The following is a 24,756-nucleotide window of genomic DNA, read 5'->3' as shown; positions in this document are numbered from 1 at the left end:
ATTTGCGTGCGCCGACATATTCCCGCACGGCATGGGTCCCTATGGTGCCCTACAGCAGGCGCCCGGCGCGCAAGCCCGCGAAGGTCCGCGCGGCCGCCACCGCCCAGGCCGAGAAGAGCAGCAGGTAAAGCGCCCCGGCGAGGGCCGTGAATCCGCCGAAACCGGTGTGCCGGGCGAGGCCCGCGGTGCCGGTCACCAGGGTGCCGACCGGGAAGGTGAACGCCCACCAGGTCATCGCGAACGGCATCTCGGCCCGCAGCGCCCGCAGGTTGGCGGCCAGCGCCACCACCAGCCACAGCAGCGCGAAACCGAGCACCGCCACCCCGTACGCCACCGCCGCCTGCCGGGCGAACTCCGCGCCCTGCGCCCCGGCGCCGGGCAGCGCCAGCGGGACGGCGTCGGCGAACTGGTTGACCGCGGTGGTGGACTGGCCGAGCGGGCCGAGCACCAGGAACAGCGACGGGGTGAGCACCAGCGCGGGCAGCTTGCTGTGCAGCAGCCCGCCGAGCACCACCGGCAGCATCAGCAGGGTGGCCAGCGCGCTGGCGCCGAACATCGCCAGACAGCCGTACAGCAGCGCCACCCGGGCCGCCCCCTCCGGCAGGTGCGGCACCAGCGCCGGACCGAGCGCGGCGGCCACCATCGGGGCCACCACCGGCAGCAGCCAGGTCGGGTTGGCCTCCAGTGCGGAGAGCCGGTGCCGGGTGATCATCAGGTACGGCAGCACCACCGCGACGGCCAGCGCGTACAGCGTCCCGGTGCTCCACAGCAGCGCGTCCAGGGCCAGCGCCGGGCCGGCGCCGATCACCGGGCCGCCGACCGCGAGCGCCCCGTAGCCGACCGCGAGCAGGGCCATCGGCGGGCAGCCGTAGAACACCGCGGCGGACGGGTCCTCCAGCAGCGTGTGCCGGGCCTGCTCGCGGTGCCGCACCAGGTGGACGGCGCGGGAGGCCAGCAGCAACACGAGCAGCAGCAGCGACAGCGTCCACACCGCCTCGGCCAGCGCGACCCGGCCCGGCACCTCGATCGGCAGCGCGGCGGCGGCGTTCCCGGTGATCGCGGTGCCCATCACCGCGGCGTACCAGTTGGGGCCGAGCCGGGCGAGGTCGAGGGTGCGTAGACGGCTGTCGGCCGCGAGGAGTGTTGCCATGGCTCCACCGTCACCCGCGCGAGGGGGCGGCGGTAGCGAGCGCTCCGCTATGAGGACATAGCCTGGGCCTATGGCTCTCTCCCCGCACGTCCCGGACCTCGGCGCCCTGGAGCTGCTGCTCACGGTGGCCCGGCTGGGCAGCGTCGGCCGCGCGGCGGCCGAACTGGGGGTCAGTCAGCCCGCCGCCAGCGCCCGGATCAAGAGCATGGAACGGCAGATCGGCGTGGCACTGCTGGAGCGCTCCCCGCGCGGCTCCCGCCCCACCGAGGCGGGCCGGCTGGTGGTCGAGTGGGCGCGGCAGGTGGTGGAGGCCGCCCAGGCGCTGGACGCCGGCATCGACGCGCTGCGCGAGCGCCGGGACGCCCGGCTGCGGGTGGTGGCCAGCCTGACCGTGGCCGAGTACCTGATGCCCGGCTGGCTGCTCGCGCTGAACGCCGCCAGCCCCGGTACCGCGGTCACCCTGCGCACCGCCAACTCGGCGGACGTCGCCTCCCAGGTGCTGGCCGGCGAGGCCGACCTCGGCTTCGTCGAGGGCACCAGCACCCCGCCGGGTCTGGCCGGCGCGGTGGTCGCCGCGGACAGCCTGGTGGTGGTGGTCTCCCCCGACCACCGCTGGGCCCGCCGCCGCGCCCCGGTCACCGGCGCCGAACTGGCGGCCACCCCGCTGGTGCTGCGCGAGGTCGGCTCGGGCACCCGCGAGGTGCTGGAGGAGGCGCTCGCCCCGTACGGCGGGGCGGCGCCGCCGCGCCTGGAGCTGGCGTCCTCGACCGCGCTCAAGGCGGCGGCGATGACGGGCGCCGGTCCGGTCTGCCTGAGCGAGCTGGCGGTGATCGAGGAGCTGGCCACCCGCCGCCTGGTGGCGGTGCCGCTGGCAGCCGACCTCGACCTGCACCGACCGCTGCGCGCGGTCTGGCCGGCCGGCCAGCGCCCGGCCGGACCGGCCCGCCAGCTGCTGGGCCTGACCCGGGCCCTGCAGCGTCCCGGCACCGCCCCGCGGAGCCCTTCGCACGATGTTCGCACCGAGTCCATGAAAACTTGAGCGGAATAGACTCAACTTAGTGCATGCTGTATTCAGCAGACTTGGAAGGACCTGAGCCGAGAGGGGTATGCCCGCAGTGGACGCCAGTAAGTTCACCAGCAAGACGCAGGAGGCGTTGTCCTCCGCCATCCGGCAGGCCAGCGCCGCGGGGAACCCGGACGTCAAGCCGGTGCACATCCTGCTGGCCCTGCTCGACCAGCCGGAGGGCCTGGCCCGGCCGCTGCTGGAGGCGGTCGGGGCGGACGCCGCGAAGGTCACCGCCGCCGCCCGCCAGCAGGCCGCCGCGCTGCCCGCCGCCCAGGGGTCGACGGTCGCCGCCCCGCAGCTCGCCCGGGACACCCTGGCGGTGCTGGAGGAGGCCGGCAAGCGCGCCGCGGACCTGGACGACCAGTACGTCTCCACCGAGCACCTGCTGGTCGGCCTGGCCGCCGAGGGCGGCCGGACCGCCGAGCTGCTCAAGGACCAGGGCGCCACCCCGAAGGCGCTGCTGGCCGCGTTCAAGGACGTCCGGGGCAGCGCCCGGGTCACCTCGCCGGACCCGGAGGGCACCTACAAGGCGCTGGAGAAGTACGGCTCCGACCTGACCCAGGCCGCCCGGGACGGCAAGCTCGACCCGGTGATCGGCCGCGACCAGGAGATCCGCCGGGTGGTGCAGGTGCTCTCCCGGCGCACCAAGAACAACCCGGTGCTGATCGGCGAGCCCGGCGTCGGCAAGACCGCCGTGGTGGAGGGCCTAGCCCAGCGCATCGTCGCGGGCGACGTGCCCGAGTCGCTGCGCGGCAAGCGCCTGGTCGCGCTGGACCTGGCGGCGATGGTCGCGGGCGCGAAGTTCCGCGGCGAGTTCGAGGAGCGGCTGAAGGCCGTCCTGAACGACATCAAGGCCTCCGACGGCCAGGTGATCACCTTCATCGACGAGCTGCACACCATGGTCGGCGCGGGCGCCGGCGGCGACTCCGCGATGGACGCGGGCAACATGCTCAAGCCGATGCTGGCCCGCGGCGAGCTGCGCATGGTCGGCGCCACCACGCTGGACGAGTACCGCGAGCGGATCGAGAAGGACCCGGCGCTGGAGCGCCGCTTCCAGCAGGTGCTGGTCGGCGAGCCCAGCGTCGAGGACACCATCGCCATCCTGCGCGGCCTCAAGGGCCGGTACGAGGCGCACCACAAGGTGGAGATCACCGACGCCGCGCTGGTCGCCGCCGCGACGCTCTCCAACCGGTACATCACCTCCCGCTTCCTGCCCGACAAGGCGATCGACCTGGTCGACGAGGCGGCCTCCCGGCTGCGGATGGAGATCGACTCCTCGCCCGTCGAGATCGACGAGCTGCAGCGCGTGGTCGACCGGCTGCGGATGGAGGAGCTGGCGCTGGACAAGGAGTCCGACCCGGCCTCGGTCGAGCGGCTCGGCAAGCTGCGCCGCGATCTCGCCGACAAGCAGGAGCAGTTGAGCACCCTCAACGCCCGCTGGGAGCAGGAGAAGAAGTCGCTGAACCGGGTCGGCGAGCTCAAGGAGCGCCTGGACGACCTGCGCGGCGCCCTCGACCGGGCCCAGCGGGACGGCGACTTCGAGCGCGCCTCCAAGCTGATGTACGCCGAGATCCCGTCCGCCGAGCGGGAGTTGGCCGAGGCGCAGGACCGCGCCGCGGACCAGCCGACCGCCACCATGGTCAAGGAGCAGGTCGGCCCGGACGACGTGGCCGACGTGGTCGCCTCCTGGACGGGCATCCCGGCCGGCCGCCTGCTGGAGGGCGAGAGCGCCAAACTCCTGCGCATGGAGGACGAGTTGGGCCGCCGCCTGATCGGCCAGCGGCAGGCCGTGCAGGCCGTGTCGGACGCGGTGCGCCGCACCCGCTCCGGCATCGCCGACCCGGACCGCCCGACCGGCTCGTTCCTCTTCCTCGGCCCCACCGGCGTCGGCAAGACCGAACTCGCCAAGGCGCTCGCGGACTTCCTGTTCGACGACGAGCGGGCGATGGTCCGGATCGACATGAGCGAGTACGGCGAGAAGCACTCGGTCTCCCGCCTGGTCGGCGCCCCGCCCGGGTACGTCGGCTACGAGGAGGGCGGCCAGCTCACCGAGGCGGTCCGCCGCCGGCCGTACAGCGTGGTGCTGCTGGACGAGGTGGAGAAGGCCCACCCCGAGGTGTTCGACGTGCTGCTCCAGGTGCTGGACGACGGCCGGCTCACCGACGGCCAGGGCCGCACCGTGGACTTCCGCAACGCGATCCTGATCCTCACCTCCAACCTGGGCTCGCAGTACCTGGTCGACCAGACCACGCCGGAGGAGCGCAAGAAGGAGCTGGTGCTGGAGACGGTCCGCTCCGCCTTCAAGCCGGAGTTCCTCAACCGGCTGGACGACATCGTGGTCTTCGACCCGCTGGGCACCGAGGAGCTCAGCCGGATCGTCGACCTGCAGGTCGACGCGCTCGCCCGCCGCCTGCACGAGCGCCGGCTCACCCTGGAGGTCACCCCCGCCGCCCGGGACTGGCTCGCCCTCACCGGCTACGACCCGGCGTACGGCGCCCGGCCGCTGCGCCGGCTGGTGCAGTCCGCGATCGGCGACCAGCTGGCCAAGGAGATCCTGTCCGGCCGGGTGCACGACGGCGACACCGTCCTGGTCGACCGGGACGAGGCCCACGACCGGCTCACGGTCGGTCCGAAGCCCTCGCTGCTCAAGTGATCCGGTGACCCTGCGGGCCCGCCGGAACACCCTCCGGCGGGCCCGCGGCCACGGGCCGGTGGTCTCTGTGCCGAGCGGCCCGAATGAGGCAGGATGGACCTATGAGAAGGGCGGCGCGCCGTGTCGGCCGCCCTTGTGCACCTCGAAAGGGACACCCCCGTGAGCATCGACCCGTCGTCCATCCCGTCCTTCGGCATGCCGCAGCCGCCGCAGGGCGGTGGCCAGCCCGGTGGCGCTCCGGCCGGACCGCCCCCGGTGATCATCCCGGACCAGAACCTGGTCGCCCAGCTGCTCGACCAGATGCAGCTCAAGCACGTCGTCGACGAGGAGGGCGACCTCACCGCCCCCTGGCAGGGCTTCCGCGTGTACTACATGTTCCGCGGCGACCAGAAGGAGCTGTTCGCGGTCCGCGCGTTCTACGACCGCGCCTACCCGCTCGAGAAGAAGGGCGAGATCCTCGACCTGATCGACGAGTGGAACCGCGAGACCCTCTGGCCGAAGGTCTACACCCACACCCACGAGGACGGCGTGGTCCGGCTGATCGGCGAGTCCCAGATGATCGTCGGCAACGGCGTCAGCCTGGAGTACTTCGTCGGCACCACCGCCAACTGGACCCAGGCCTCGGTCGGGTTCGAGCAGTGGATGGTCGAGCGCCTCGGCCTGCAGGACGAGATCGAGGACAAGGACACCGACGGCGACGAGGGCCCCACCAACGAGGCCTGAGCCTCCCCCGCGACCCCCTACGGGCCCGGCACCGCGACCTCGCGGCGCCGGGCCCGTCGGCGTTCCCCGCTACGCCGAAATCCGTGTGTACACCGGGGAATCGGGCGTGCGAGAATCCGTCCGCCGTCGGACCTGTGTACGAATTCACGACGGCGTGACTCTCATGTCCAGGGGGAACACCATCAAGACCCGGATCGCGGCGCTCCTCGGCTCCGCGCTGCTCGGCACGGCCGTACTCCCGGCCCTCGGCCCTGCCAGCGCCCTCGCCGACGCCGCCACCCTCTACGTCAACAACGCCGCCGGAGCGCACTGCACCGACTCCGGCACCGGCACCCAGGCAGCCCCGTTCTGCCACATCAAGGCGGCGGCCGCCGTCGTCCAGCCCGGCCAGACCGTGCAGGTCCTCGCCGGCGAGTACGACGAGGGCGGACTGACCGTCACTGCCGCCGGCACCGCCCAGGCGCCGATCACGTTCAGCGGCCCCGACCTGGGCGACTACCAGACCAACAGCACCGTGGTCATCACCAACACCTCGGTTCCCAGCGCGGACGGGCTCACCGTCAAGGGCCAGCACCTGCGCTTCAAGAACCTGTCCGTCAACCCGACCGGCAGCGGCCAGGCCGTGGTGGCGAACGGCGCCGAGGACGTCTCCTTCCGCACCGTGACGGCGTTCATGGGCGGCATCAGGATCACCAACCAGTCGAAGAACGTGTCCTTCGGCCAGTCCCAGAGCAGCTACCCCAAGGGTGCGAGCGTCGTGGTCGACGGCGGCTCCACCGGCACGGTCCTGGCCTCGCTGTCGATCTTCGCGCAGAGCATGGTCGACCCGACCGGGTTCCGGATCTCCGACGCACCGTCGACGACCATCGTCAACAACACCATCCACGCCACCTGCGGCACCGCCATGCAGATCCAGAACGGGTCGACCGGCGCCACGGTGGAGAACAACCTGGTGACGACGATCGGTGGGAACGACCAGGCGTGTCCGGCCGGGTCGCCGGCCCTGGGGCTGTCGGTCGCCGCGGACTCGGTGTCCGGCACCAAGGCCGACTACAACACGCTCGCGCCGAACAGCAGCTTCCCGGTCTACGACTGGGCCGGCACGGCGTACGCCACCCAGGCGGCCTTCACCGCGGCGACCGGCCAGGGCGCGCACGACTACGTCACCAACTACGAGCAGTTGTGGCAGTACCACCCCGGCCAGTCGCGCTCCCCGCTCGTCGACTCCGCCGACGAGAACGTCCCCGGCATCCTGCCCGTCGACGCCTACGGCCGACCGGCGGTGGACGACCCGGTGGTCACGAACACCGGCACCGGCACCGGCACGCGTGACCGCGGCGCCGCCGAGTTCGAGGACTTCGGCAGCCTGTTCAGCCCGGCCGGGCCGACCCGGCTGCTGGACACCCGCGCCGCGATCGGCGTCCCGGCCGCGAAGCCCGTCGCCGCCCGCGGCACCGTCGACCTCCAGGTGGCCGGCGTCGCGGGCATCCCGGCCGGGATCACCGCGGTCACGCTGAACGTCACGGTCACCGAGCCCGGCACCGACGGCCACCTGACGGTGTATCCGCACGGCGACGAGATGCCGACCGCGTCCAACCTCAACTGGACAGCCGGCACCACGATTCCGAACCTGGTGACCGTCCCGGTCAAGGACGGCAAGGTCTCCTTCTACAACGCCTCCGACGCCACCGTGCACGTCGTCGCCGACCTCGCCGGGTACTACAGCAGCAAGGGCAGCACCTTCAATCCGGCCGGCCCGACCCGCCTGCTGGACACCCGCGCGCCCATCGGCGTCCCCACCGCCAAGGCCGTCGCCCCCCGCGGCACCGTCGACCTCCAGGTCGCCGGCGTCGCAGGCGTCCCGGCCGGTGTCACCGCGATCACCCTGAACGTGACGGTCACCGAGCCCGGCACCCCCGGCCACCTGACGGTGTATCCGCACGGCCAGGCCGCCCCCAACGCCTCCAACCTCAACTGGACCGCCGGGCAGACCATCCCCAACCTGGTGACCGTCCCAGTCAAGGACGGCAAGGTGTCGTTCTACAACGCCTCCGACGCCACCGTGCAGGTGATCGCCGACCTGGCGGGCTACTACACCACCACCGGCGACATCAGCTTCCGCCCCGACGGCCCGTGGCGGATCATGGACACCCGCGTCGAGCAGCGGGGCAGCACGCCCCGCGACGCCGGGCCGATCGCGCCGCGCGGAACCCTGGAGCTCCCGCTCGAAGGCCCGTTCACCGACGGCGCCATCGTCCTGAACGTGACGGTCACCGAGCCGGGCACCGACGGCCACCTGACCGTCTACCCGCACGGCCAGGCCGCCCCCAACGCCTCCAACCTCAACTGGACCGCCGGGCAGACCATCGCCAACCAGGTCGTGGTCCCGGTCAAGGACGGCAGGATCTCCTTCTACAACGCCTCCGACAGCACGATTCACCTGGTGGTCGACCAGTTCGGTTACTACGGGCACTGATCAGCACCACCCCGACGGGCCCGGCACCGCGACACCCGCGGAGCCGGGCCCGTCGGCGTTCCCGCCCCCGCGCCGATGGGCGTCGCACCTGCGTGCGAGAATCCGTCCGCCGTCGGCCCTGTGTGCGACTTCCCGGCGGCCTGACCCATCGCAAGCCCGTGGGAGCACCCCATCAGAACCCGGATCGCGGCGTTCATCGGCTCCGCGCTGCTCGGCACGGCCGTACTCCCGGCCCTCGGCCCTGCCAGCGCCCTCGCCGACGCCACCACCCTCTACGTCAACAACAGCGGCGGCTGCAGCAACGACGGCCCCGGCAGCGCGGCGGTGCCGCTCTGCAGCATTCAGGCGGCGGCGAACGCCGTCCAGCCGGGCCAGACCGTGCAGATCGCGGCCGGCGACTACGTCGAACCCGCGCTGGTCGTCACCCACTCGGGCACGGCCGCAGCGCCGATCACCTTCCGCGGACCGGCCTCCAATGCCCTCTCGCTCGACGACCGTGTCGTCATCCGCAACGGCGGTGCCACCGAGGCCGACGGCCTGACCGTCAAGGGCGCCCACCTGCGCTTCGAGGACCTGAACCTCAACCCGGTCGGCGGCGGCCAGGCCGTGGTGGTCGACGGGGCCGAGGACGTCCGCTTCCGGGCGGTCGCCCCGTACACCGGCGGGGTGCGGATCACCAACCACTCGAAGGACGTCGCCTTCGGCCAGGCGCAGCTCAGCTACCCCAAGGGTGCCGCCGTCGTGGTCGACGGCGGCTCCACCGGGACGGTGCTGGCCTCGCTGGACATCCTGGCCCAGAGCGGGCTCGACCCGACCGGCATCCGGATCTCGGGCGCCCCGTCGACGACCGTCGTCAACAACACCGTCCAGGCGCCCTGCGGCGCCGCGGTGCAGCTCCAGAACGGGTCGACCGGCGCGACGGTGGAGAACAACGCCACCGGGACGGCCAACCTGGACGAGGGCCAGCCGTGCCCGGCCGGGTCCGCGCCCGTCGGCCTGACGGTCGACGCGGGCTCGGTGTCCGGCACCAAGGCCGACTACAACACCCTCTCGCCGAAGGGCGGTGCCCCGGCCTACACCTGGACCGGCACGGCGTACGCCACCCAGGCGGCCTTCACCGCGGCGACCGGGCAGGGCACCCACGACTACGTCACCGACTGGGCGGCGCTCTGGCAGTACCACCCCGGCCAGTCGCGCTCCCCGATCGTCGACTCCGCGGACGAGAGCGTGCCCGGCATGCTGCCCGGCGACGCCCGTGGCTATGCCGCGACGGACGACCCGGTGGTGCCGAACACCGGGACCGGCACCGGCACCCGCGACCGCGGCGCCCGGGAGTTCCAGGACTTCGGCAGCCTCTTCACCCCGGCCGGCCCGACCCGCCTGCTGGACACCCGCGCGCCCATCGGCGTCCCCACCGCCGAGCCGGTCGCCCCGCGCGGCACCGTCGACCTCCAGGTGGCCGGCGTCGCGGGCATCCCGGCCGGCGTCACCGCCGTGACCCTGAACGTCACCGTCACCGAGCCGGGCACCCCCGGCCACCTGACGGTGTATCCGCACGGCGACGAGATGCCGACCGCGTCCAACCTCAACTGGACCGCCGGACAGACCATCCCCAACCTGGTCACCGTCCCGGTCAAGGACGGCAAGGTCTCCTTCTACAACGCCTCCGACGCCACCGTCCAGGTCATCGCCGACCTGGCCGGCTACTACAGCGCCAAGGGCAGCACCTTCAACCCGGCCGGCCCGACCCGGCTGCTGGACACCCGCGCCCCGATCGGCGTAGCGACCGCCAAGGCCGTCGCCCCGCGCGGCACCGTCGACCTCCAGGTCACCGGCGTCGCAGGCATCCCGGCCGGTGCCACCGCGATCACCCTGAATGTGACGGTCACCGAGCCCGGCACCGACGGCCACCTGACGGTGTACCCGCACGGCCAGAGCGCGCCCAACGCCTCCAACCTCAACTGGACCACCGGGCAGACCATCCCCAACCTGGTCACCGTCCCGGTCAAGGACGGCAAGGTCTCCTTCTACAACGCCTCCGACGCCACCGTGCACGTCATCGCCGACCTCGCCGGCTACTACACCACCGGCGGCGACATCACCTACCGCCCGATCGGCCCGACCCGGGTGATGGACACCCGGACCAACTCCTGGGACGGCAACGGCATGCGCCCGGCCGCACCGGTCGCACCCCGCAGCAACCTGGAGCTCTACCTGGAGGGCCCGTTCATCGACGGCGCCGTGGTCCTGAACGTCACCGTCACCGAGCCCGGCACCGACGGCCACCTGACGGTGTACCCGCACGGCGACCCGCTCCCGACGGCGTCCAACCTGAACTGGCGGGCCGGACAGACCATCGCCAACCAGGTCGTGGTCCCGGTCAAGGACGGCATGATCACCTTCTACAACGCCTCCGACAGCACCGTGCACGTGGTGGTCGACCAGTTCGGCTACTACCAGCACTGAGCAGCCCCACCCCGAAGGCCCGGCCCACCCGCCGGGCCTTCGGCGTTCCCCTGCGGTCCTTGTCCCCCGCCCCGCCCGCAGCGGATGATGATCCCCGACCACCAGCCACAGGGGAGCCGACGATGACCGCCAGGCCGCTGCTGAACCGCCGACTCGAGGGCCTCGGGACGACGATCTTCGCCGAGATGTCGGCGCTGGCCACCGCCACCGGCTCGATCAACCTAGGGCAGGGGTTCCCGGACACCGACGGGCCCGAGGAGGTCCGGGAGGCCGCCGTCCGGGCGCTGCGGGAGGGCCACGGCAACCAGTACCCGCCGGGGCCGGGCATCCCCGAGCTGCGGGCCGCGATCGCCGAGCACCAGCAGCGCTTCTACGGCCTGGAGTACGACCCTGACACCGAGGTGTTGGTCACCGCGGGCGCCACCGAGGCGATCGCCGCCGCGCTGCTGGCGCTGCTGGAGCCCGGCGACGAGGTGATCGCCTTCGAGCCGTTCTACGACTCGTACGCCGCCTGCATCGCGATGGCCGGCGCGGTCCGCGTCCCGCTGACGCTGCGTCAACCCGACTTCCGCCCCGACCTGGACGAGCTGCGCGCCCTGATCACCCCGCGCACCCGGCTGCTGCTGGTCAACACCCCGCACAACCCGACCGGCACCGTGCTGACCGCCGAGGAACTCGCCACGATCGCCGAACTCGCCGTCGAGCACGACCTGTTGGTGATCACCGACGAGGTCTACGAGCACCTGGTCTTCGCCGGCGCCCACCACCCGCTGGCCGCCCTCCCGGGCATGCGCGAGCGCACGGTCGCCATCTCCTCGGCGGGCAAGACCTTCTCCTTCACCGGATGGAAGGTCGGCTGGGTCACCGCCTCCCCCGCGCTGGTCGCCGCCGTCCGCACCGCCAAGCAGTACCTCACCTACGTCAGCGCCGGCCCGTTCCAGTACGCCGTCGCCGAGGCCCTGCGCCTGCCCGACACGTACTACGCCGACTTCCGCGCGGACCTGCGCCGCAAGCGCGACCTGCTCACCGCGGGCCTCGCCTCGGCCGGGTTCCGGGTCTTCGAGCCGCAGGGCACGTACTTCATCACCACCGACATCACGCCCCTCGGCGAGAAGGACGGCCTCGAGTTCTGCCGCGCCCTCCCCGAACGCTGCGGCGTGGTCGCCATCCCCAACTCCGTCTTCTACGACGACCCCGAGGCCGGCCGAAGCCTGGTGCGCTTCGCCTTCTGCAAGACCGAGACGGTCCTCGCCGAGGCCGTCACCCGCCTGAGCAGCCTCTGACGGCGGGTCAGGGCCAGTGCTCGGCGACCCAGGCCGGCATCGGGGCCTCCGGGTCGGGCGGTACGGGCGGGTCCGACCGGTCCCCGTAGAAGTAGTCGAACAGGTCCCGCAGGTAGCCGTACAGATGCGCGCCGTCGGTGAAGGCGACACCGGTCAGTGAGGCCCACTCCGCCACGTCGCAGGGCCGTTCCCGCAGCAGGTACTCGAGTGCTTCCCGCAGATGCCGGGAGAACGCCGACGACCGCTGCAGCGCGTTCGGGCGGACCCGGTCGACGTCGTCGATGAACTCGACGCCCAGCGAGATCCGGAAGAGGGTCCCGATCGACTCGTCCGCGGCGAAGTGCGGGATGCTCGATCGGAGGAAGCTCACTGCGGGGCCAGCGGCATCGCGTCGAAGCCGTCGAAGAGGTACGCGTAGACCTGGGCCAGATAGACCGTCAGCTCCTGCTGGTCCGGGAAACCCACGTAGGTCAGGCCGTACCAGTGCTGCGGGGTGAGCGGACGGTTCTGCACCAGGTGGAGCAGTCCGGCCCGGACGGTCTCGCGGTAGTCCGGCCACGCGGTGTCGAAGGTCTGCTTGAGCATGCCGAGGTCGTCGACCGCCTCGACGCCGAGCAGGCCGGCGCAGAAGTGCACGAACCGCCGGTCGACACCGGGCACGTCGAGTCCCAGGTCGGCGAGCGGCACGGTGGTCGGGTCGACCGGGCCGCCGGGGTAGGGGTAAAGCGTGGTGTTCCACAGGTCGTCGGCGTCCTGCGGCCCGGCCGGGCCCGTGCCGTCGGCGGGACGGTAGACGCCGTACAGCAGTCCGGAGAGCTGGAAGTCGGCGTAGACGTAGTTGAGCTCGCCGTTCGGCAGGTAGGGCTGACGCGAGTCGATGGCGATCGCGGTGGCCTTGCCGGCTCGCTCACCGGCAGGGCCGTAGACCGATTCGAAGGACAGGATCGGCGCCAGGTCGCGGTGCTCCAGCGCGGCGGCCCGCAGGGCGTCCTCCGCCTGCACGAACGCCTCCTCGGTGTCGAAGCGGCTGGCCCACGGGCCGGTGCGGGGCGGGAGTTCATCGCGCAGTGGCATACCAGGTGCTCCATTCCTCAGCAGTCGGGGTCCAGCGCCGGACGGCGGGCCCGGTCAACGCCATTCCGTCCAGAACCGGTCGTCGTCCGAGGGCGGCGGACGGTCCGGGTCGGGGGCGACCGGCGGGTCGGACCGGACCCCGTAGAAGTAGTCGTACACGTCCTGCAGGAATCCGTAGAGCTCGTTCTCGGTGAAGAACTGGAATCCGGTGAGCCCCAGCCAGTCCCTGGTGGAAGCGGGCCGCTGCTCCAGCAGGTATTCCAGGCTTTCGCGGAGACGGCCGGCGAATTCGCTGCCGTCGGTGGCGAACGGCTTGAATTCGCCGATCTCGTCCACCGTGTCGATCCGGAAGCAGGACCCGTAGAACCGGCGGAGCCGCTCGTCGTCCGACCAGCCCGGGACCTCCCGGAAGCTCCAGCGCAGCGGTGGAACCGGCACCGTGCGGCCCTCCTTCGATGTTCACCGTCAATGCGGCAGGTGGTGGCGGCTGACGTTGTGCTTGAGAGCGGGCTGCGGAAACATCGTGTGGAGGTTGAATCCGCCCTTGCCATCGGGTTTGTAGACGGCCACGATCTCGGCGTCCTTGAAGTTGACGTCCCGGTAATTGACCTTCCCGCCGGCTGTCACCGGATTGTCCGGGTCAATATAGTACCCGCGGAACTTGGCATCATGGCCGCCCGGCCCCCAGGCGTCACTCGGCGAGAACTTCACCTCGTACGGCGGACCGGTCGGAATCCGTGCTCGCGCATATCGCTCCGCGTACATGAAGGACTCGTTGTCCTTGAAAGCGGTGGAAAAGCGGTCGCAGCTGTGGTTGACCGGATTGCCGTGCTGGTCCTTCTTCTCCTTGTCGTGGTACAGCTGCGGCGGCGTCAGGTTCTGCTTGGCGTCGGGTCCGTGCAGCGGGTCGATCTTCTCGTTCGACCGGGAGAAGCCGTACTCGTCGCGGGCCCACCGGGTGACCTGCTGCGGGGGTTGGGCGACCGGGTAGCCGTGCGAGTTGATGATCGGCGGCTGCGGGACGTTCACCCGCTCCTGGATCGGCTTGCCCAGACGGTCTTTCAGCTGTTGGTCCGTCACCTTCAGGTGCCGTCCGACGCCGTGGCCCTGCAACTCCAACTGGGCCACCCGCTCGTCCACCTGCCGGTGGTACTGCGCGCGCAGCGCCTTGCGGCCGGGCACCGACTGGCCCGGGCCGAGCTTGATGCCCTCGGAGCCGAGCGAGCGGCCGTCCGCGCGCAGGCTCTTGTGGATCGCCCGCTCGGCGTCGTCGAGGTTCTTCGCCGTGAGTTCCAGGCCGCGTCCGATCGAGCGGTGCCCACCGGCCATCGCCTTGGCCATGTCGCCGATCATCGAGTCGACGACCGGGCGGACGGCGTTCTGCACGATCTGCCCGAGCTTGCCCTTCCCCAGCAGCTTGCCCCGGGTGCGGGCGTCGAGGTCGCGCGAGTGCTTCTCGACCTGGTCGGCGTGCGAGTGCGCCTGCCGGGCGGCCCGCCCGAGCGCCTCGGGGTCGACCCGGAATCCGCCGCTCATCGGCTGCCTCCCGCACCGAGCGCCGCCTCGACGCCCTGGAACACCAGCCCGGACACCGCCTGCTCGATGGCGGCCTGGAACGGCTCGACCGCCATCGAGACCAACTGACCGATGATCATGTCCTCGATCTCCTGGATGATCGCGTTGACGATCCGCTTGCCCGCCTCGACGATCGCCGCCTCGGCCGCCGCGGCGATGCCCATGGTGGCCACGGCGGCGGCCATCTCGGCGGCCATCGCGACGAGTTGGGCGATCACCGCGCCCTTGGCGACGATCACGCCGTCGGCGGCCACCTCCAGCGCGGTGCCCAGCACCTCGCAGCCCTGGATCAGCACCGTCATGTGCGAGCCGGAGGCCTGGCCCCAGCGCGACAGCATGGCCTCGTAGGAGGCGCCCTCGAAGGCGCCGCCGAGGTTCTGCAGCAGGACGTCGGTGTCGTCGTGGGACTCCTGCATCCCGCGGCCGAACTCCCGGACGTGCTGAGCCCACTCGCGGAGTTCGTCCTCGTCCACGTCGGGCCAGTTGAGACCCATCAGGTCCATGATCCAGACCAGTTCGGACGGCAGCTCGATCGACAAGGCCCCGTGACTCCCCCTGCAAGGCGGCACCCCCGTGATGCCGACCGATATAGACGCGTCGCGTCGCCGTTCGGTTCCCGAGCGGGGATTCCCCAGGTGGAAAGGGCGGTTGAAAGGTTGAAAGCTGCACCTCCGTCAAGGGGGCGCACACGGCGCGCGACCCGCGCGCACGGCGCTTGATCCGGTGGAACCAGCGCCCCGTGGACAGAGTGCATCCCGGGACCGATCACACCCAGTCGGACACAGCGCCCAGAACGGTGAATGAGTGCCAAACATGGGTAAATCCCTGACGGACCCGGAGAATTCGTGCTTCTCTGCTGCTGAATCTCCAGCCGGAATCCTTCCTTCCACGGTCGGCCGCGCCCCAGACCGGACAGTCTCGAACAGCCTCGCGTAGCCGGGGCGGACCCGGGATCAGGGGGCGCGCACGGAGCTGAAATGCGGAGCCGAGCATGCTCACCACCCTGCAGACCTCCTACACGGACACCCGCGCCGGCGACCTGGCCTGGCAGCTCGGCGGCGAACCGCTGCCCGCGCTGGCCGTCCGTGACCTCAGACTGGACGACGGGTCCGGCCTCCCCGGCGCGGCCCGCGGCACCCTCCAGCTGCGCCTGCTCGGCGCCTCGCACCAGGTCATCCTGGCGGCGGGCCCCGGCGACTGCCTGGAGACGGTGGCCTGCCTGCCGGGCCGCCGCACCCCGCTGCCGGCCCGGGTCGCCGAACAGGTGGCCGGCTGGGAGTACGAGTTCGCCGCCCGGATCGAGGAACTGCCGCCGCACGTCTTCGCCGCCCGCGCCCAGGAGCTGCTCTCGCTGGTCGAGGGGCACCCGCGCGGCCTGGCCGGGATCTTCCCGGGCGACCCGAGCGCCTTCACCGCCCTGGTGGCGCACTGCGAGGAGCGCCGGGTGCTGTGGCGGACCTGGCACGCCTACCCGCAGGAGGGCCGGCTGGTGTGCACCCGCTCCTCGCTCTCGCTGCCGGGCGCCGCGGACAACCCGGAGGCGCTGGGCGGCTGGTGACCCGGGTCAACCACGCGCCCGGCCCAGTCCACCGAATGGGTGCAGCTATCCACCCGGACTCTCGCCTAGCGTTCATTCATGATCAACCATCCGGCCGGACCACCCGCGCAGCCGGGTCTGGACGCCACCGATCCCCCACCCGCGGCCGAGCACCGGCCCCTCGCCCCGCGCGGCGCGGTCCGGGCCGGCGGCGCCATACCGCTCGCCCTCCCGGCCCGGTCGGCCCGGATCCTGGTGCTGCTGGCCGCGTTCGTCTGCGCGGCCTGCGGCCTGGTGTACGAACTGGAGCTGGTCGCCCTCGGCGGCTACCTGCTCGGCGACTCGGTCACCCAGACCTCCGTGGTGCTCTCCGTGATGGTCTTCGCGATGGGCGTCGGCTCGCTGCTCGCCAAGGGGCTCACCCGCCGCCCCGCCACCTCCTTCGCCGCGGTCGAGTACGCCCTGTCGCTCACCGGCGGCCTCTCCGCGCTGGCCCTGTACTGCGGCTGGGCCTGGCTGCACCAGTCGCGCGCCACGCTGGCCGCGCTGATCGCCGCCACCGTGCTGATCGGCCTGCTGATCGGCGCCGAGATCCCGCTGCTGATGACCCTGATCCAGCGGATCCGCCAGGACCACGCCGGCCGGGCGGTCGCCGACCTGTTCGCCGCCGACTACGTGGGCGCGCTGATCGGCGGGCTCGCCTTCCCGTTCGTCCTGCTGCCCACCCTCGGCCAGGCCACCGGGGCGCTGCTCACCGGCGCGGTCAACGCGCTGGCCGGCGCGGTGGTGGCGCTCTGGCTGTTCCGCGCCGAACCCACCCCGCGCGCCCGGCTGGCCCTGTGGACCGGCTGCGGGCTGGTGCTCGCCGTCCTCGCCCTGGCCGCCGCCTGGACCGGCGCCATCGAACGCGCCGCCCGGCACGCCCTGTACGGCGGGCCGATCCGCTTCGCCACCCAGAGCCGCTACCAGGAGATCGTCCTCACCGGCGGCCCCGACCCGGCCGCCGCCCGGGTCCCCGAACAGCGCACCCCGCCGCCGCTGGAGCTCTTCCTGGACGGCCGCCTCGCGGTCTGCGGCCCCGACGAGTACCGCGACCACGAGGCGCTGGTCCGCCCCGCGCTGGCCGCCGGCCCCGCCGCCCGGGTCCTGGTGCTCGGCGGCGACGGCCTCGCCCTGCGCGAGGTGCTGCGCCACCCCGCGGTGCGCAGCGTGCTGGTGGTCGAGCGCGACCCCGCGCTCGCCGCCCTGCCGCGCCGGGACGCCGCCTTCGGCGCGCTCGCCGGACACCCGTACGACGACCCGCGGGTCCGGCTGGTCACCGCCGAGCCGATGGCCTGGCTGCGCGATTCCGCCGCCGAGTTCGACGCGATCGTCGCCGACCTGGACGGCGAGGCCTCCGGCGGTAGGTACCGCACCCGCGAGTTCTACGGCCTGGCCGCCCGCCGGCTCGCCCCCGAGGGCCGGCTCGCGGTGCGCGGCGGGGCGCCCGGGCAGGCGCTGTGGACCGCCGCGTCCGGCCTCGACGCGGTCGGCCTGCGCACCGTCCCGTACCAGGGCCAGGACGCCCCTGCGGACGGCTGTGGCCGCCCCGCCGCCGCCACCGCCTACCTGCTCGCCGCACGCACTCTCCCGGCGCTCACCCTGGCCTCGGACGCCCCCGCCCCGCGCTCCCTCACCGAGGCCGGCCTGCGCACCACCGCCGCCGGCCTGGCCGGCCGCCGCCCCACCCCGCTGCCGCCGCCGCACACCCTGCTGGGCCCGTGACGCGCAGCCTTACGGCCGACCTAAGCCAGTTCGGCTTCCGCCGCGAACCCCCGCCCCCCGTACGCCCGTTCGCGCAGTCGTCGATCCGCCTTCGCGTGGAAGGCTCGGCAGGGCGCGGCCCGGTCGGTAGGCTCGCTGGCATGGAGCATGAGGTTGTCGTCCCGGTGCCCGCCGAGGTCGTCCGGGAGGCGCTGGTGGACCGGGAGCTGGTGGCCCGGTGTGTGCCGGGCCTGAGCGCGGTCGCGCCCACGTCCGCCCCCACCGCGGACAGCCGGCTCAGGATCCGGATCGCCGGGTCCACCATCACCTTCGCCGGCCACCTCGCCGTGGAGACCTGGCAGGACGGCGCGCTGCGGCTGCTGCTGACCGGCGAGGAGATCCGCGGCGCCGCCCCGGTCACCGCCGAGCTGCGGGTCACCCTGGACGAGCGCCCGGGCGAGACCGCGGTGCGGATCCACACCGTGCTCGACGCGGCGGGCCGCCTGGCCGGGTTCGAGCCCGCGGTGCTGGAGTCCACCGGCCGCCGGCTGATCGACCGCGCGGTGGCCGCCCTGGTCGACGAGCTGTCCGAGCCGGAGGACGACCCGGAGGGCGATCCGGCGGACTCGGCCACCGTGGTCTTCCTGGACGACCGCACGCCCCCCGCCGACCTGGACGACGACCTGTCGGACCTGATCGCGTTCAGCGACGACGAGCTGCCCGAGCCGGTGCCGGTGGTGCCGCAGCCGGACTCCCCGTTCGACCCGGAGAACGTGCCGGTGCGGCGCAGCATCGTCGGCCGCTCGGCCGAGGAGGTCGACCACGCCCCGCCGCACGGCCGGTACGCGCCCGCGCCGCCCGCGCACAGCGCGCGGGCCCGGGCGGCCTCCCGCTGGGGCGGCGCGGAGCCGACGCCGCTGTCCGGGCTGGCGGCGGACCGCTCGGCGCTGCCGTGGATGATCGGCGGCGGGGTGGCGCTGATCGGCGGCGCGGTGGTGCTGGTCCGGGCGCTGCGCCGACGCTGAGGCGCCGGGCCCAGGCCCTAAACTGGCTGTCCATGAGCAACGACCGCGACGCCCTGCTGGCGCAGATCAAGGACAAGGCCGTGGTGCACGGCAAGGTCACCCTCTCCTCGGGGCTGGAGGCGGACTACTACGTCGACCTGCGCCGGATCACCCTGGACGCGGAGGCGGCGCCGCTGGTCGGCAAGGTGATGCTGGACGCGGCCGCCGACCTGGAGTTCGACGCGGTGGGCGGTCTGACCCTGGGCGCCGACCCGGTGGCGGCGGCGATGCTGCACGCCGCGGCGGCCCGCGGCCGGAAGCTGGACGCGTTCGTGGTTCGCAAGGCGGGCAAGGCGCACGGCCTGCAGCGCCGGATCGAGGGCCCGGACGTGAAGGGCCGCCGGGTGCTGGCGGTGGAGGACACCTCGACCACCGGCGGTTCGGTGCTGACCGCGGTGGAGGCGCTGCGCGAGGCGGGCGCCGAGGTGGTCGGCGTCGCGGTGATCGTGGAGCGCGGCGCGGCCCCGGCGATCGCCGAGGCGGGCCTGCCGTACGTGACCGCGTACACCCTGGACGACCTGGGCCTGTGAGCCCGGACCGGGCCCGCGGCGGGCACGGTTTCACGTGAAACAACGCGAAAGGCCCGGATCGATCGATCCGGGCCTTTCGTCCGTCCGTGACGGGGGCGTCAGTGCTTGCAGCGTCAGTGCTTGCGGTGGCGTCCGCCGCCGACCGGCTCGCTCTCCCGGGACTCGTCGCCCTGGGCGGCGGCCTTCTTCTTCTTCCGCTCCCGCAGCACCTCGATGATGATCGGCGAGACCGAGATCAGGATGATCAGCGCCATCGCGGGCAGCAGGTACTTGTCGATCACCGGGGCGAGCTGGTCGCCGGTGAAGTAGCCGATCAGCAGCATCGACTCGGTCCACAGCACGGCGCCGACGACGTTCCAGAGCAGGAAGGTCTTGGCGGGCATCTGCAGGGTGCCGGCCACCGGGTTGAGGAAGGTCCGCACCACCGGGATGAAGCGGGCCAGCACCACGGCCTTGGCCGGGCCGAACTTCTCGAAGTACTCCTCGGCCTTCTCCACGAACTCGGGGCGGAAGAGCTTGGAGTTCGGCTTGTCGAACATCTTGGGTCCGACCTTGCGGCCGAGCAGGTGGCCGAGCTGGGCGCCGGCGATCGCGCAGAGCGGGGCCGCGATCAGCAGCAGGGCGATGTTCATCTGGGCACCGTCGCCGAGCACCGCGGGGGCGGCGCTGGAGGCGGCGACGCCGGCCAGGATGAGCATCGAGTCGCCGGGGAAGAAGAACCCGACCAGCAGGCCGGTCTCGGCGAAGATGATCGCGAGGATCCCGATGGCACCCACCGAGGCGACGAGCGATTTGGCGTCAAGGACGTTGACGGCGAGCTGGATGTGTTCCACGGGCGCAGGATAGCGCCCGGACGTTTGCGGAGCCTTAACCGGCGGCGTACCGGGGGGTACCCCGAGCGGCCGTCCCAAGTGGCGGGCCGCTGGGTGTGTCCGAGGGGGGAGTCTGGGAGGATGACCGAGGTGTCCGGCCCGCGGTCGAGCTACCACCCTCATGCTCGTGCCGCATCGATGTCGTGAACCACAGGCGTATCGAGCCATCGGACAGCGTCGTCCGATCGCCCCACACCGACAGGAGCGGATTCGCATGCCCATCGCAACTCCCGAGGCCTACAACGAGATGCTCGACCGGGCCAAGGCTGGCAAGTTCGCCTACCCGGCCATCAACGTCACCTCGTCGCAGACCCTGCACGCCGCCCTTCGCGGTTTCGCCGAGGCCGAGAGCGACGGCATCATCCAGATCTCCACCGGTGGTGCGGAGTTCCTGGGCGGCCAGCACAACAAGGACATGGTGACCGGCGCGGTCGCGCTGGCCGAGTTCGCGCACATCGTCGCGGCGAAGTACGACATCACCGTCGCGCTGCACACCGACCACTGCCCGAAGGACAAGCTGGACGGCTACGTCCGCCCGCTGATCGCGATCTCCGCGGAGCGCGTCGCCCGCGGCGAGAACCCGCTGTTCCAGTCGCACATGTGGGACGGCTCGGCCGAGACCCTCGCCGACAACCTCTCCATCGCGCAGGAGCTGCTGGCCCAGGCCGCCGCCGCGAAGATCATCCTCGAGGTCGAGATCACCCCGACCGGTGGCGAGGAGGACGGCGTCTCGCACGAGATCAACGACGAGCTGTACACCACGGTGAACGACGCGGTGCGCACCGCCGAGGCGCTCGGCCTGGGCGAGAAGGGCCGCTACCTGCTGGCCGCCTCGTTCGGCAACGTGCACGGCGTGTACAAGCCGGGCAACGTGGTGCTCCGTCCGGAGCTGCTCAGCGACCTGCAGGCCGAGATCGGCAAGCAGTACGGCAAGCAGGACCCGTTCGACTTCGTCTTCCACGGCGGCTCCGGCTCCACCGAGCAGGAGATCCTGACCGCGCTGGAGAACGGCGTCGTCAAGATGAACCTGGACACCGACACCCAGTACGCCTTCACCCGCCCGGTCGTGGACCACATGTTCCGCAACTACGACGGCGTGCTGAAGGTCGACGGCGAGGTCGGCAAGAAGAACACCTACGACCCGCGCACCTGGGGCAAGCTGGCCGAGGCCGGCATGGCCGCCCGCGTGCTGGAGGCCGCCCAGCAGCTCCGCTCGGCGGGCAAGCGCATCAAGTAAGGCCTGGTGACCGCAGGGTCCGCACGCCTCGGTGCCCCCGTACCCGCCCGGGTACGGGGGCACCGTGCCGTCCGGGGGCTTCCGGTCGGGGGTGGGTCGGGTGGCAGACTGCCAGCATGGAGATTCACAAGAACCTTCTCGACGGGCCGGAGCCGACGCTGCTGGCCGAGGACGAGCAGCCGTACCGGATGCTGGCGGAGGAGTCCGCCTCGCCGACCCAGGTGGCGGCGGAGTACCCGGCGTTCTGCCTGGCCTGGGCGATGCTCGCGGACGACGCCTTCGCGGCGGGCCGCACCGTCGAGTCCTACGCCTACGCGCGGACCGGCTACCACCGCGGGCTGGACTCGCTGCGCCGCGCCGGATGGCGCGGGCACGGGCCGGTGCCGTGGGAGCACCGGGGCAACCGCGGCTTCCTGCGCTGCCTGGCGGCGCTGGCCCGGGCGGCCGGCGCGATCAACGAGACCGAGGAGGAGGAGCGCTGCTGGCAGTTCCTGAAGGACAGCAGCGCCGAGGCGTACGCCGAACTGAAGCAGTAACGGTCGGTACCGCCACCCCCTCCCGGGGGTCCGGCGGGCCCGCCGCCGAGCGCACCGGAGAAGTCCCGGGCCCGCCGTGGGCCCGGGACTTCCGTCCGTCCGGGCGCTGCCGAGCCCGCCGGGAACCGAACTGCCGCATACCGCGTATGTAGAACATGGCGGAACACTCGTGCGACCGTGACCCGACGGTCCGTACGGGCCGCCGGTACCGTCGCCGCACCCAGGGGAATCCACGTGTCCGCAACCCGCAGGTCCGCCCGCACCGCCCGTCGCCGCGCCTCGCGCCGGCGCCGGCTGGCCGTCGCGCTGGGCAGCACCGCCGCGCTGGCGGTGCTGGGCGCCGCCGGGTACGGGGTCCTGAACGGCGTGGCGCACGGGGGCGGCGGCCCGGCGACGGTGCAGGCGCGGGCCGTCCCGCCGCTGACCGAGTCCCCGCCGCCGCAGGACACCGCGCCGGAGCCGAGCGCCCAGCCGTCGAACACCCCGCCGAGCAGCCAGGCGCCGAGCAGTCAGACACCGTCCTCGGGCGCGGGCCAGGGCCGGGGGGACGGCACCTTCAACACCGCCGAGGCGGCCGGCAGCGCGGTCGGACAGGGCACCGTCCGGCGCTACAAGGTGGAGGTGGAGAACGGCATCGGGATCGATCCGAAGGCCGCCGCGGCCGTGGTGCAGGCGGTGCTGGCCGACCCGCGCGGCTGGACCGCCGACGGCCACGACGGATTCCAGCTGGTCTCTTCCGGCACCTACGACTTCACCGTGCGGATCGCCTCACCCGACACCGTGGACCGGATCTGCGGCTCCGCCGGACTGGACACCAAGGGCGAGGTGAACTGCGACGTCGGCAAGCAGGTGATGGTCAACTCCAAGCGCTGGCAGACCGGTTCACCCCAGTTCAGCGGCAGCCTGGACGACTACCGGGCGCTGATCGTCAACCACGAGGTCGGCCACCGGATCGGCCACGGCCACGAGGGCTGCCCCGGCCCCGGAAAGCCCGCCCCGGCGATGATGCAGCAGATCTACGGCCTGGACGGCTGCGTGGCCAACGCCTGGCCGTACGGTGCGGACGGCCACTACCTCGGCGGCCCGTCCGTCCCCTGACCGTCGGCCGCCCACCTCTGACCGCTCGTCAGCTGAGCACCGGCAGGTGCTCCGCCAGCCCGGTACCGGTGACGCTCTCCCGGCCGGTCGCCAGCCGGATCCAGCGCAGCGGGTCGGCCTGCGCCGCCTCGCGGGCCGGGCCCGCCGCGGCCGGTGCGACCGCGTCGAGCAGCAGCTCGGCGACGATCGCCACCGCCCGGGCGTCGTGCGGGAACGCGTCCAGGCCCAGGGCGTGCGCCAGGTCGTCGGCGTGCACCACGGTCTCCACCAGGCGGGTGACCAGGAAGTCCGCCAGCCGCATCACGCCGAAGGCCAGCGGGAACGGGCGGTCGGCGTCGGCGGAGGCCGGCGACGCCAGGAACGCGGCCAGCACCCCGCAGACCTCGTCGAACCGGGCGGCCGCCTGCTCGGCCGAGCCCGCGTAGTGCGCGGCGGTGTGCTCCCGGGTGCCGCGGTCGAGCGCGTCGGCGACGGTGCCGACCACGCCCACCCAGGCGGTGAGCGTCAGTTCGCCCACCCCGGCGGGCAGCGGGTCGTCCAGGTGCTCCGGCGCCCAGCCGATCTGCCGGTCCAGATGCGCCGTCAACTCCCGGACCCGCCAGGTGCCGAGCCGGGTCGGCAGCGCCAGCTCCGGCTCGCCGAGGGCGCGCACCGCCAGCCGGAGCGCCTCGGTCTGCCCGGCGAGCGCCGACCGGACGGGCCGAGCCTCGTGAGTCACCGCGGAGTTCACCATGGCGCCGAGGCTAACGGCGGACGGCGGCAGCCCGCCGCCACCGTCCACCGCTCGGAACGCCGTCAGCCGGGCTCCCCGGCGCGGAACCTGTCAGTCCCCCGGCACCCTCAGCCCAGCACCGGCAGGAAGCCGCTCAGGTCGCTGCGCTCGCCGCTCGCGGTGAGCGAGACGTCCAGCGCGTCCGCCCAGGCCAGCCGGCCGGTGGCCAGCCGGATCCAGGTCAGCCCGTCGGCCTCCACCACGTTCGGAGGGGTCCCCCGGGTGTGCCGCGGGCCCTCCACGGCCTGCACCACCGCGTACGGCGGGATCCGCAACTCGACCGCGCCGCCGGGCACCTGGACCGCGAAGGCGTCGGCGAGCAGGCGGGCGGCCGAGGCCAGCGCGAACGGGTCGTGCGGGAACGCGTCCAGGCCCAGGGCGTGCGCCAGGTCGTCGGCGTGCACCACGGTCTCCACCAGCCGGGTGACCAGGAAGTCCGCCAGCAGCATCGGCCCGAACCGCATCGGGAGCACCGCGTCGGGCTGCTGCGCGCGTTCGCCGTCCAGCACCTCGAGCAGCACCGACACCTGCCGCTCGAACTCGCCGGCCACCTGCGCGGCGTCGCCCGCGAACTGCTCGGCGACCAGTTCCACCGCGGTGTCGTTGATCGCGGCGGCGGCGGTGCGGGTGCGGGAGGCCCAGTACAGCGGGGTGATCGGGGCCTGGTCGGGCAGCGGGTCGTCCAGGTGCAGCGGGACCCAGCTGACCACCATGCCGAGGTGGGCGACGAGTTCGCGCACCCGCCACTCCCCGAGCCGGGTGGGCAGCGCCAGCTGCTCGTCGTCGAGCTTGCGGACGCATCCGCGCAGCGCGTCGAGCTGGCCGGTGAGCGCGGCGCGCACCTTCACCGGGTCGTACGTTCGGGTCTTCGCAGTGGGCATGAGCGCAGCGTACAAAACGC

General features: G+C 72.7%; 22 protein-coding genes. 13 read left to right on the top strand and 9 right to left on the bottom strand.

What is annotated here, in order from left to right; translation table 11 throughout:
- Positions 1–49 precede the first annotated feature (49 nt).
- The gene (locus tag ACWD4U_RS28815) at positions 50–1,150 is read right to left on the bottom strand and encodes a TDT family transporter (protein WP_363458641.1); all 1,101 of its coding nucleotides are present in this window, start codon (positions 1,148–1,150) and stop codon (positions 50–52) included.
- Positions 1,151–1,220: 70 nt separating this feature from the next.
- Between ACWD4U_RS28815 and ACWD4U_RS28810 the strand changes: the two genes are divergently transcribed.
- From ACWD4U_RS28810 to ACWD4U_RS28785, 6 genes are all read left to right on the top strand, one after another.
- Positions 1,221–2,189, top strand: a complete 969-nt coding sequence (locus ACWD4U_RS28810) for a LysR family transcriptional regulator (RefSeq protein ID WP_363458643.1) — start codon at positions 1,221–1,223, stop codon at positions 2,187–2,189.
- Positions 2,190–2,265: 76 nt separating this feature from the next.
- Entirely contained in the window at positions 2,266–4,869 is a 2,604-nt protein-coding gene (gene clpB / locus ACWD4U_RS28805; protein ID WP_363458645.1) for an ATP-dependent chaperone ClpB, read from the top strand.
- A gap of 159 nt (positions 4,870–5,028) precedes the next feature.
- Entirely contained in the window at positions 5,029–5,592 is a 564-nt protein-coding gene (locus tag ACWD4U_RS28800) for a type III secretion system chaperone family protein (RefSeq protein WP_363458647.1), read from the top strand.
- Between the two features lie 163 nt (positions 5,593–5,755).
- Entirely contained in the window at positions 5,756–8,068 is a 2,313-nt protein-coding gene (locus ACWD4U_RS28795; RefSeq protein WP_363458649.1) for a right-handed parallel beta-helix repeat-containing protein, read from the top strand.
- A 324-nt stretch (positions 8,069–8,392) separates the two neighbouring features.
- Complete coding sequence (locus ACWD4U_RS28790) at positions 8,393–10,534, top strand: right-handed parallel beta-helix repeat-containing protein (RefSeq protein ID WP_363458650.1); 2,142 nt, start codon at positions 8,393–8,395, stop codon at positions 10,532–10,534.
- Positions 10,535–10,656: 122 nt separating this feature from the next.
- Complete coding sequence (locus ACWD4U_RS28785; protein WP_363458651.1) at positions 10,657–11,817, top strand: pyridoxal phosphate-dependent aminotransferase; 1,161 nt, start codon at positions 10,657–10,659, stop codon at positions 11,815–11,817.
- A 7-nt stretch (positions 11,818–11,824) separates the two neighbouring features.
- Here the strand turns inward: ACWD4U_RS28785 and ACWD4U_RS28780 are convergent, their stop codons facing one another.
- Genes ACWD4U_RS28780 through ACWD4U_RS28760 form a run of 5 tightly spaced genes read right to left on the bottom strand, consistent with a single transcriptional unit; the run spans position 11,825 to position 15,005 of the window.
- Positions 11,825–12,187, bottom strand: a complete 363-nt coding sequence (locus tag ACWD4U_RS28780; protein WP_363458653.1) for a hypothetical protein — start codon at positions 12,185–12,187, stop codon at positions 11,825–11,827.
- Positions 12,184–12,891 carry a hypothetical protein gene (locus ACWD4U_RS28775; RefSeq protein WP_363458655.1) on the bottom strand — a complete coding sequence of 236 codons (708 nt, stop codon included), beginning with the start codon at positions 12,889–12,891 and terminating at the stop codon, positions 12,184–12,186. The genes ACWD4U_RS28780 and ACWD4U_RS28775 overlap by 4 nt, the downstream gene beginning before the upstream one ends.
- A gap of 54 nt (positions 12,892–12,945) precedes the next feature.
- Positions 12,946–13,329: a hypothetical protein gene (locus tag ACWD4U_RS28770; protein WP_363458657.1), complete on the bottom strand. Its 384-nt coding sequence runs from the start codon at positions 13,327–13,329 to the stop codon at positions 12,946–12,948.
- 27 nt (positions 13,330–13,356) lie between these two features.
- Complete coding sequence (locus ACWD4U_RS28765; protein ID WP_363458659.1) at positions 13,357–14,427, bottom strand: hypothetical protein; 1,071 nt, start codon at positions 14,425–14,427, stop codon at positions 13,357–13,359.
- Entirely contained in the window at positions 14,424–15,005 is a 582-nt protein-coding gene (locus tag ACWD4U_RS28760) for a WXG100 family type VII secretion target (RefSeq protein ID WP_363458661.1), read from the bottom strand. The genes ACWD4U_RS28765 and ACWD4U_RS28760 overlap by 4 nt, the downstream gene beginning before the upstream one ends.
- 452 nt (positions 15,006–15,457) lie before the next feature.
- Here ACWD4U_RS28760 and ACWD4U_RS28755 point away from each other — a divergent pair, with 452 nt between their 5' ends.
- From ACWD4U_RS28755 to pyrE, 4 genes are all read left to right on the top strand, one after another.
- Entirely contained in the window at positions 15,458–16,024 is a 567-nt protein-coding gene (locus ACWD4U_RS28755) for a DUF2617 family protein (protein WP_363458662.1), read from the top strand.
- Positions 16,025–16,102: 78 nt separating this feature from the next.
- Entirely contained in the window at positions 16,103–17,767 is a 1,665-nt protein-coding gene (locus ACWD4U_RS28750) for a spermine/spermidine synthase domain-containing protein (RefSeq protein WP_363458664.1), read from the top strand.
- Positions 17,768–17,907: 140 nt separating this feature from the next.
- Positions 17,908–18,771, top strand: a complete 864-nt coding sequence (locus ACWD4U_RS28745) for a CoxG family protein (RefSeq protein ID WP_363458666.1) — start codon at positions 17,908–17,910, stop codon at positions 18,769–18,771.
- 32 nt (positions 18,772–18,803) lie between these two features.
- On the top strand, positions 18,804–19,340 hold the full coding sequence (gene pyrE, locus ACWD4U_RS28740) for an orotate phosphoribosyltransferase (protein ID WP_030457553.1): 537 nt from the start codon (positions 18,804–18,806) through the stop codon (positions 19,338–19,340).
- A gap of 113 nt (positions 19,341–19,453) precedes the next feature.
- Here the strand turns inward: pyrE and ACWD4U_RS28735 are convergent, their stop codons facing one another.
- Positions 19,454–20,173 (bottom strand): DedA family protein, encoded by a 720-nt coding sequence (locus ACWD4U_RS28735; protein WP_363458668.1) that lies wholly within the window; start codon positions 20,171–20,173, stop codon positions 19,454–19,456.
- Between the two features lie 253 nt (positions 20,174–20,426).
- On the opposite strand from ACWD4U_RS28735, the gene fbaA reads away from it, so the two are divergent.
- From fbaA to ACWD4U_RS28720, 3 genes are all read left to right on the top strand, one after another.
- A complete protein-coding gene (gene fbaA, locus ACWD4U_RS28730) occupies positions 20,427–21,449 on the top strand; it encodes a class II fructose-bisphosphate aldolase (RefSeq protein ID WP_363458670.1) in 1,023 nt (340 codons plus the stop codon).
- Between the two features lie 116 nt (positions 21,450–21,565).
- On the top strand, positions 21,566–21,985 hold the full coding sequence (locus ACWD4U_RS28725) for a DUF3151 domain-containing protein (RefSeq protein ID WP_363458672.1): 420 nt from the start codon (positions 21,566–21,568) through the stop codon (positions 21,983–21,985).
- A gap of 234 nt (positions 21,986–22,219) precedes the next feature.
- Complete coding sequence (locus ACWD4U_RS28720; protein ID WP_363458674.1) at positions 22,220–23,083, top strand: DUF3152 domain-containing protein; 864 nt, start codon at positions 22,220–22,222, stop codon at positions 23,081–23,083.
- Between the two features lie 28 nt (positions 23,084–23,111).
- On the opposite strand, the gene ACWD4U_RS28715 is transcribed toward ACWD4U_RS28720, so the two are convergent.
- Together ACWD4U_RS28715 and ACWD4U_RS28710 are read right to left on the bottom strand one after the other, a co-directional pair.
- Positions 23,112–23,816: a maleylpyruvate isomerase N-terminal domain-containing protein gene (locus ACWD4U_RS28715; RefSeq protein WP_363458676.1), complete on the bottom strand. Its 705-nt coding sequence runs from the start codon at positions 23,814–23,816 to the stop codon at positions 23,112–23,114.
- Between the two features lie 107 nt (positions 23,817–23,923).
- Complete coding sequence (locus ACWD4U_RS28710; RefSeq protein WP_363458677.1) at positions 23,924–24,736, bottom strand: maleylpyruvate isomerase family mycothiol-dependent enzyme; 813 nt, start codon at positions 24,734–24,736, stop codon at positions 23,924–23,926.
- Between the last annotated feature and the right edge of the window lie 20 nt (positions 24,737–24,756).

The sequence above is a fragment of the Kitasatospora sp. NPDC002522 genome (assembly GCF_053595195.1).
This window is presented reverse-complemented; position numbering and strand designations above follow the sequence as displayed.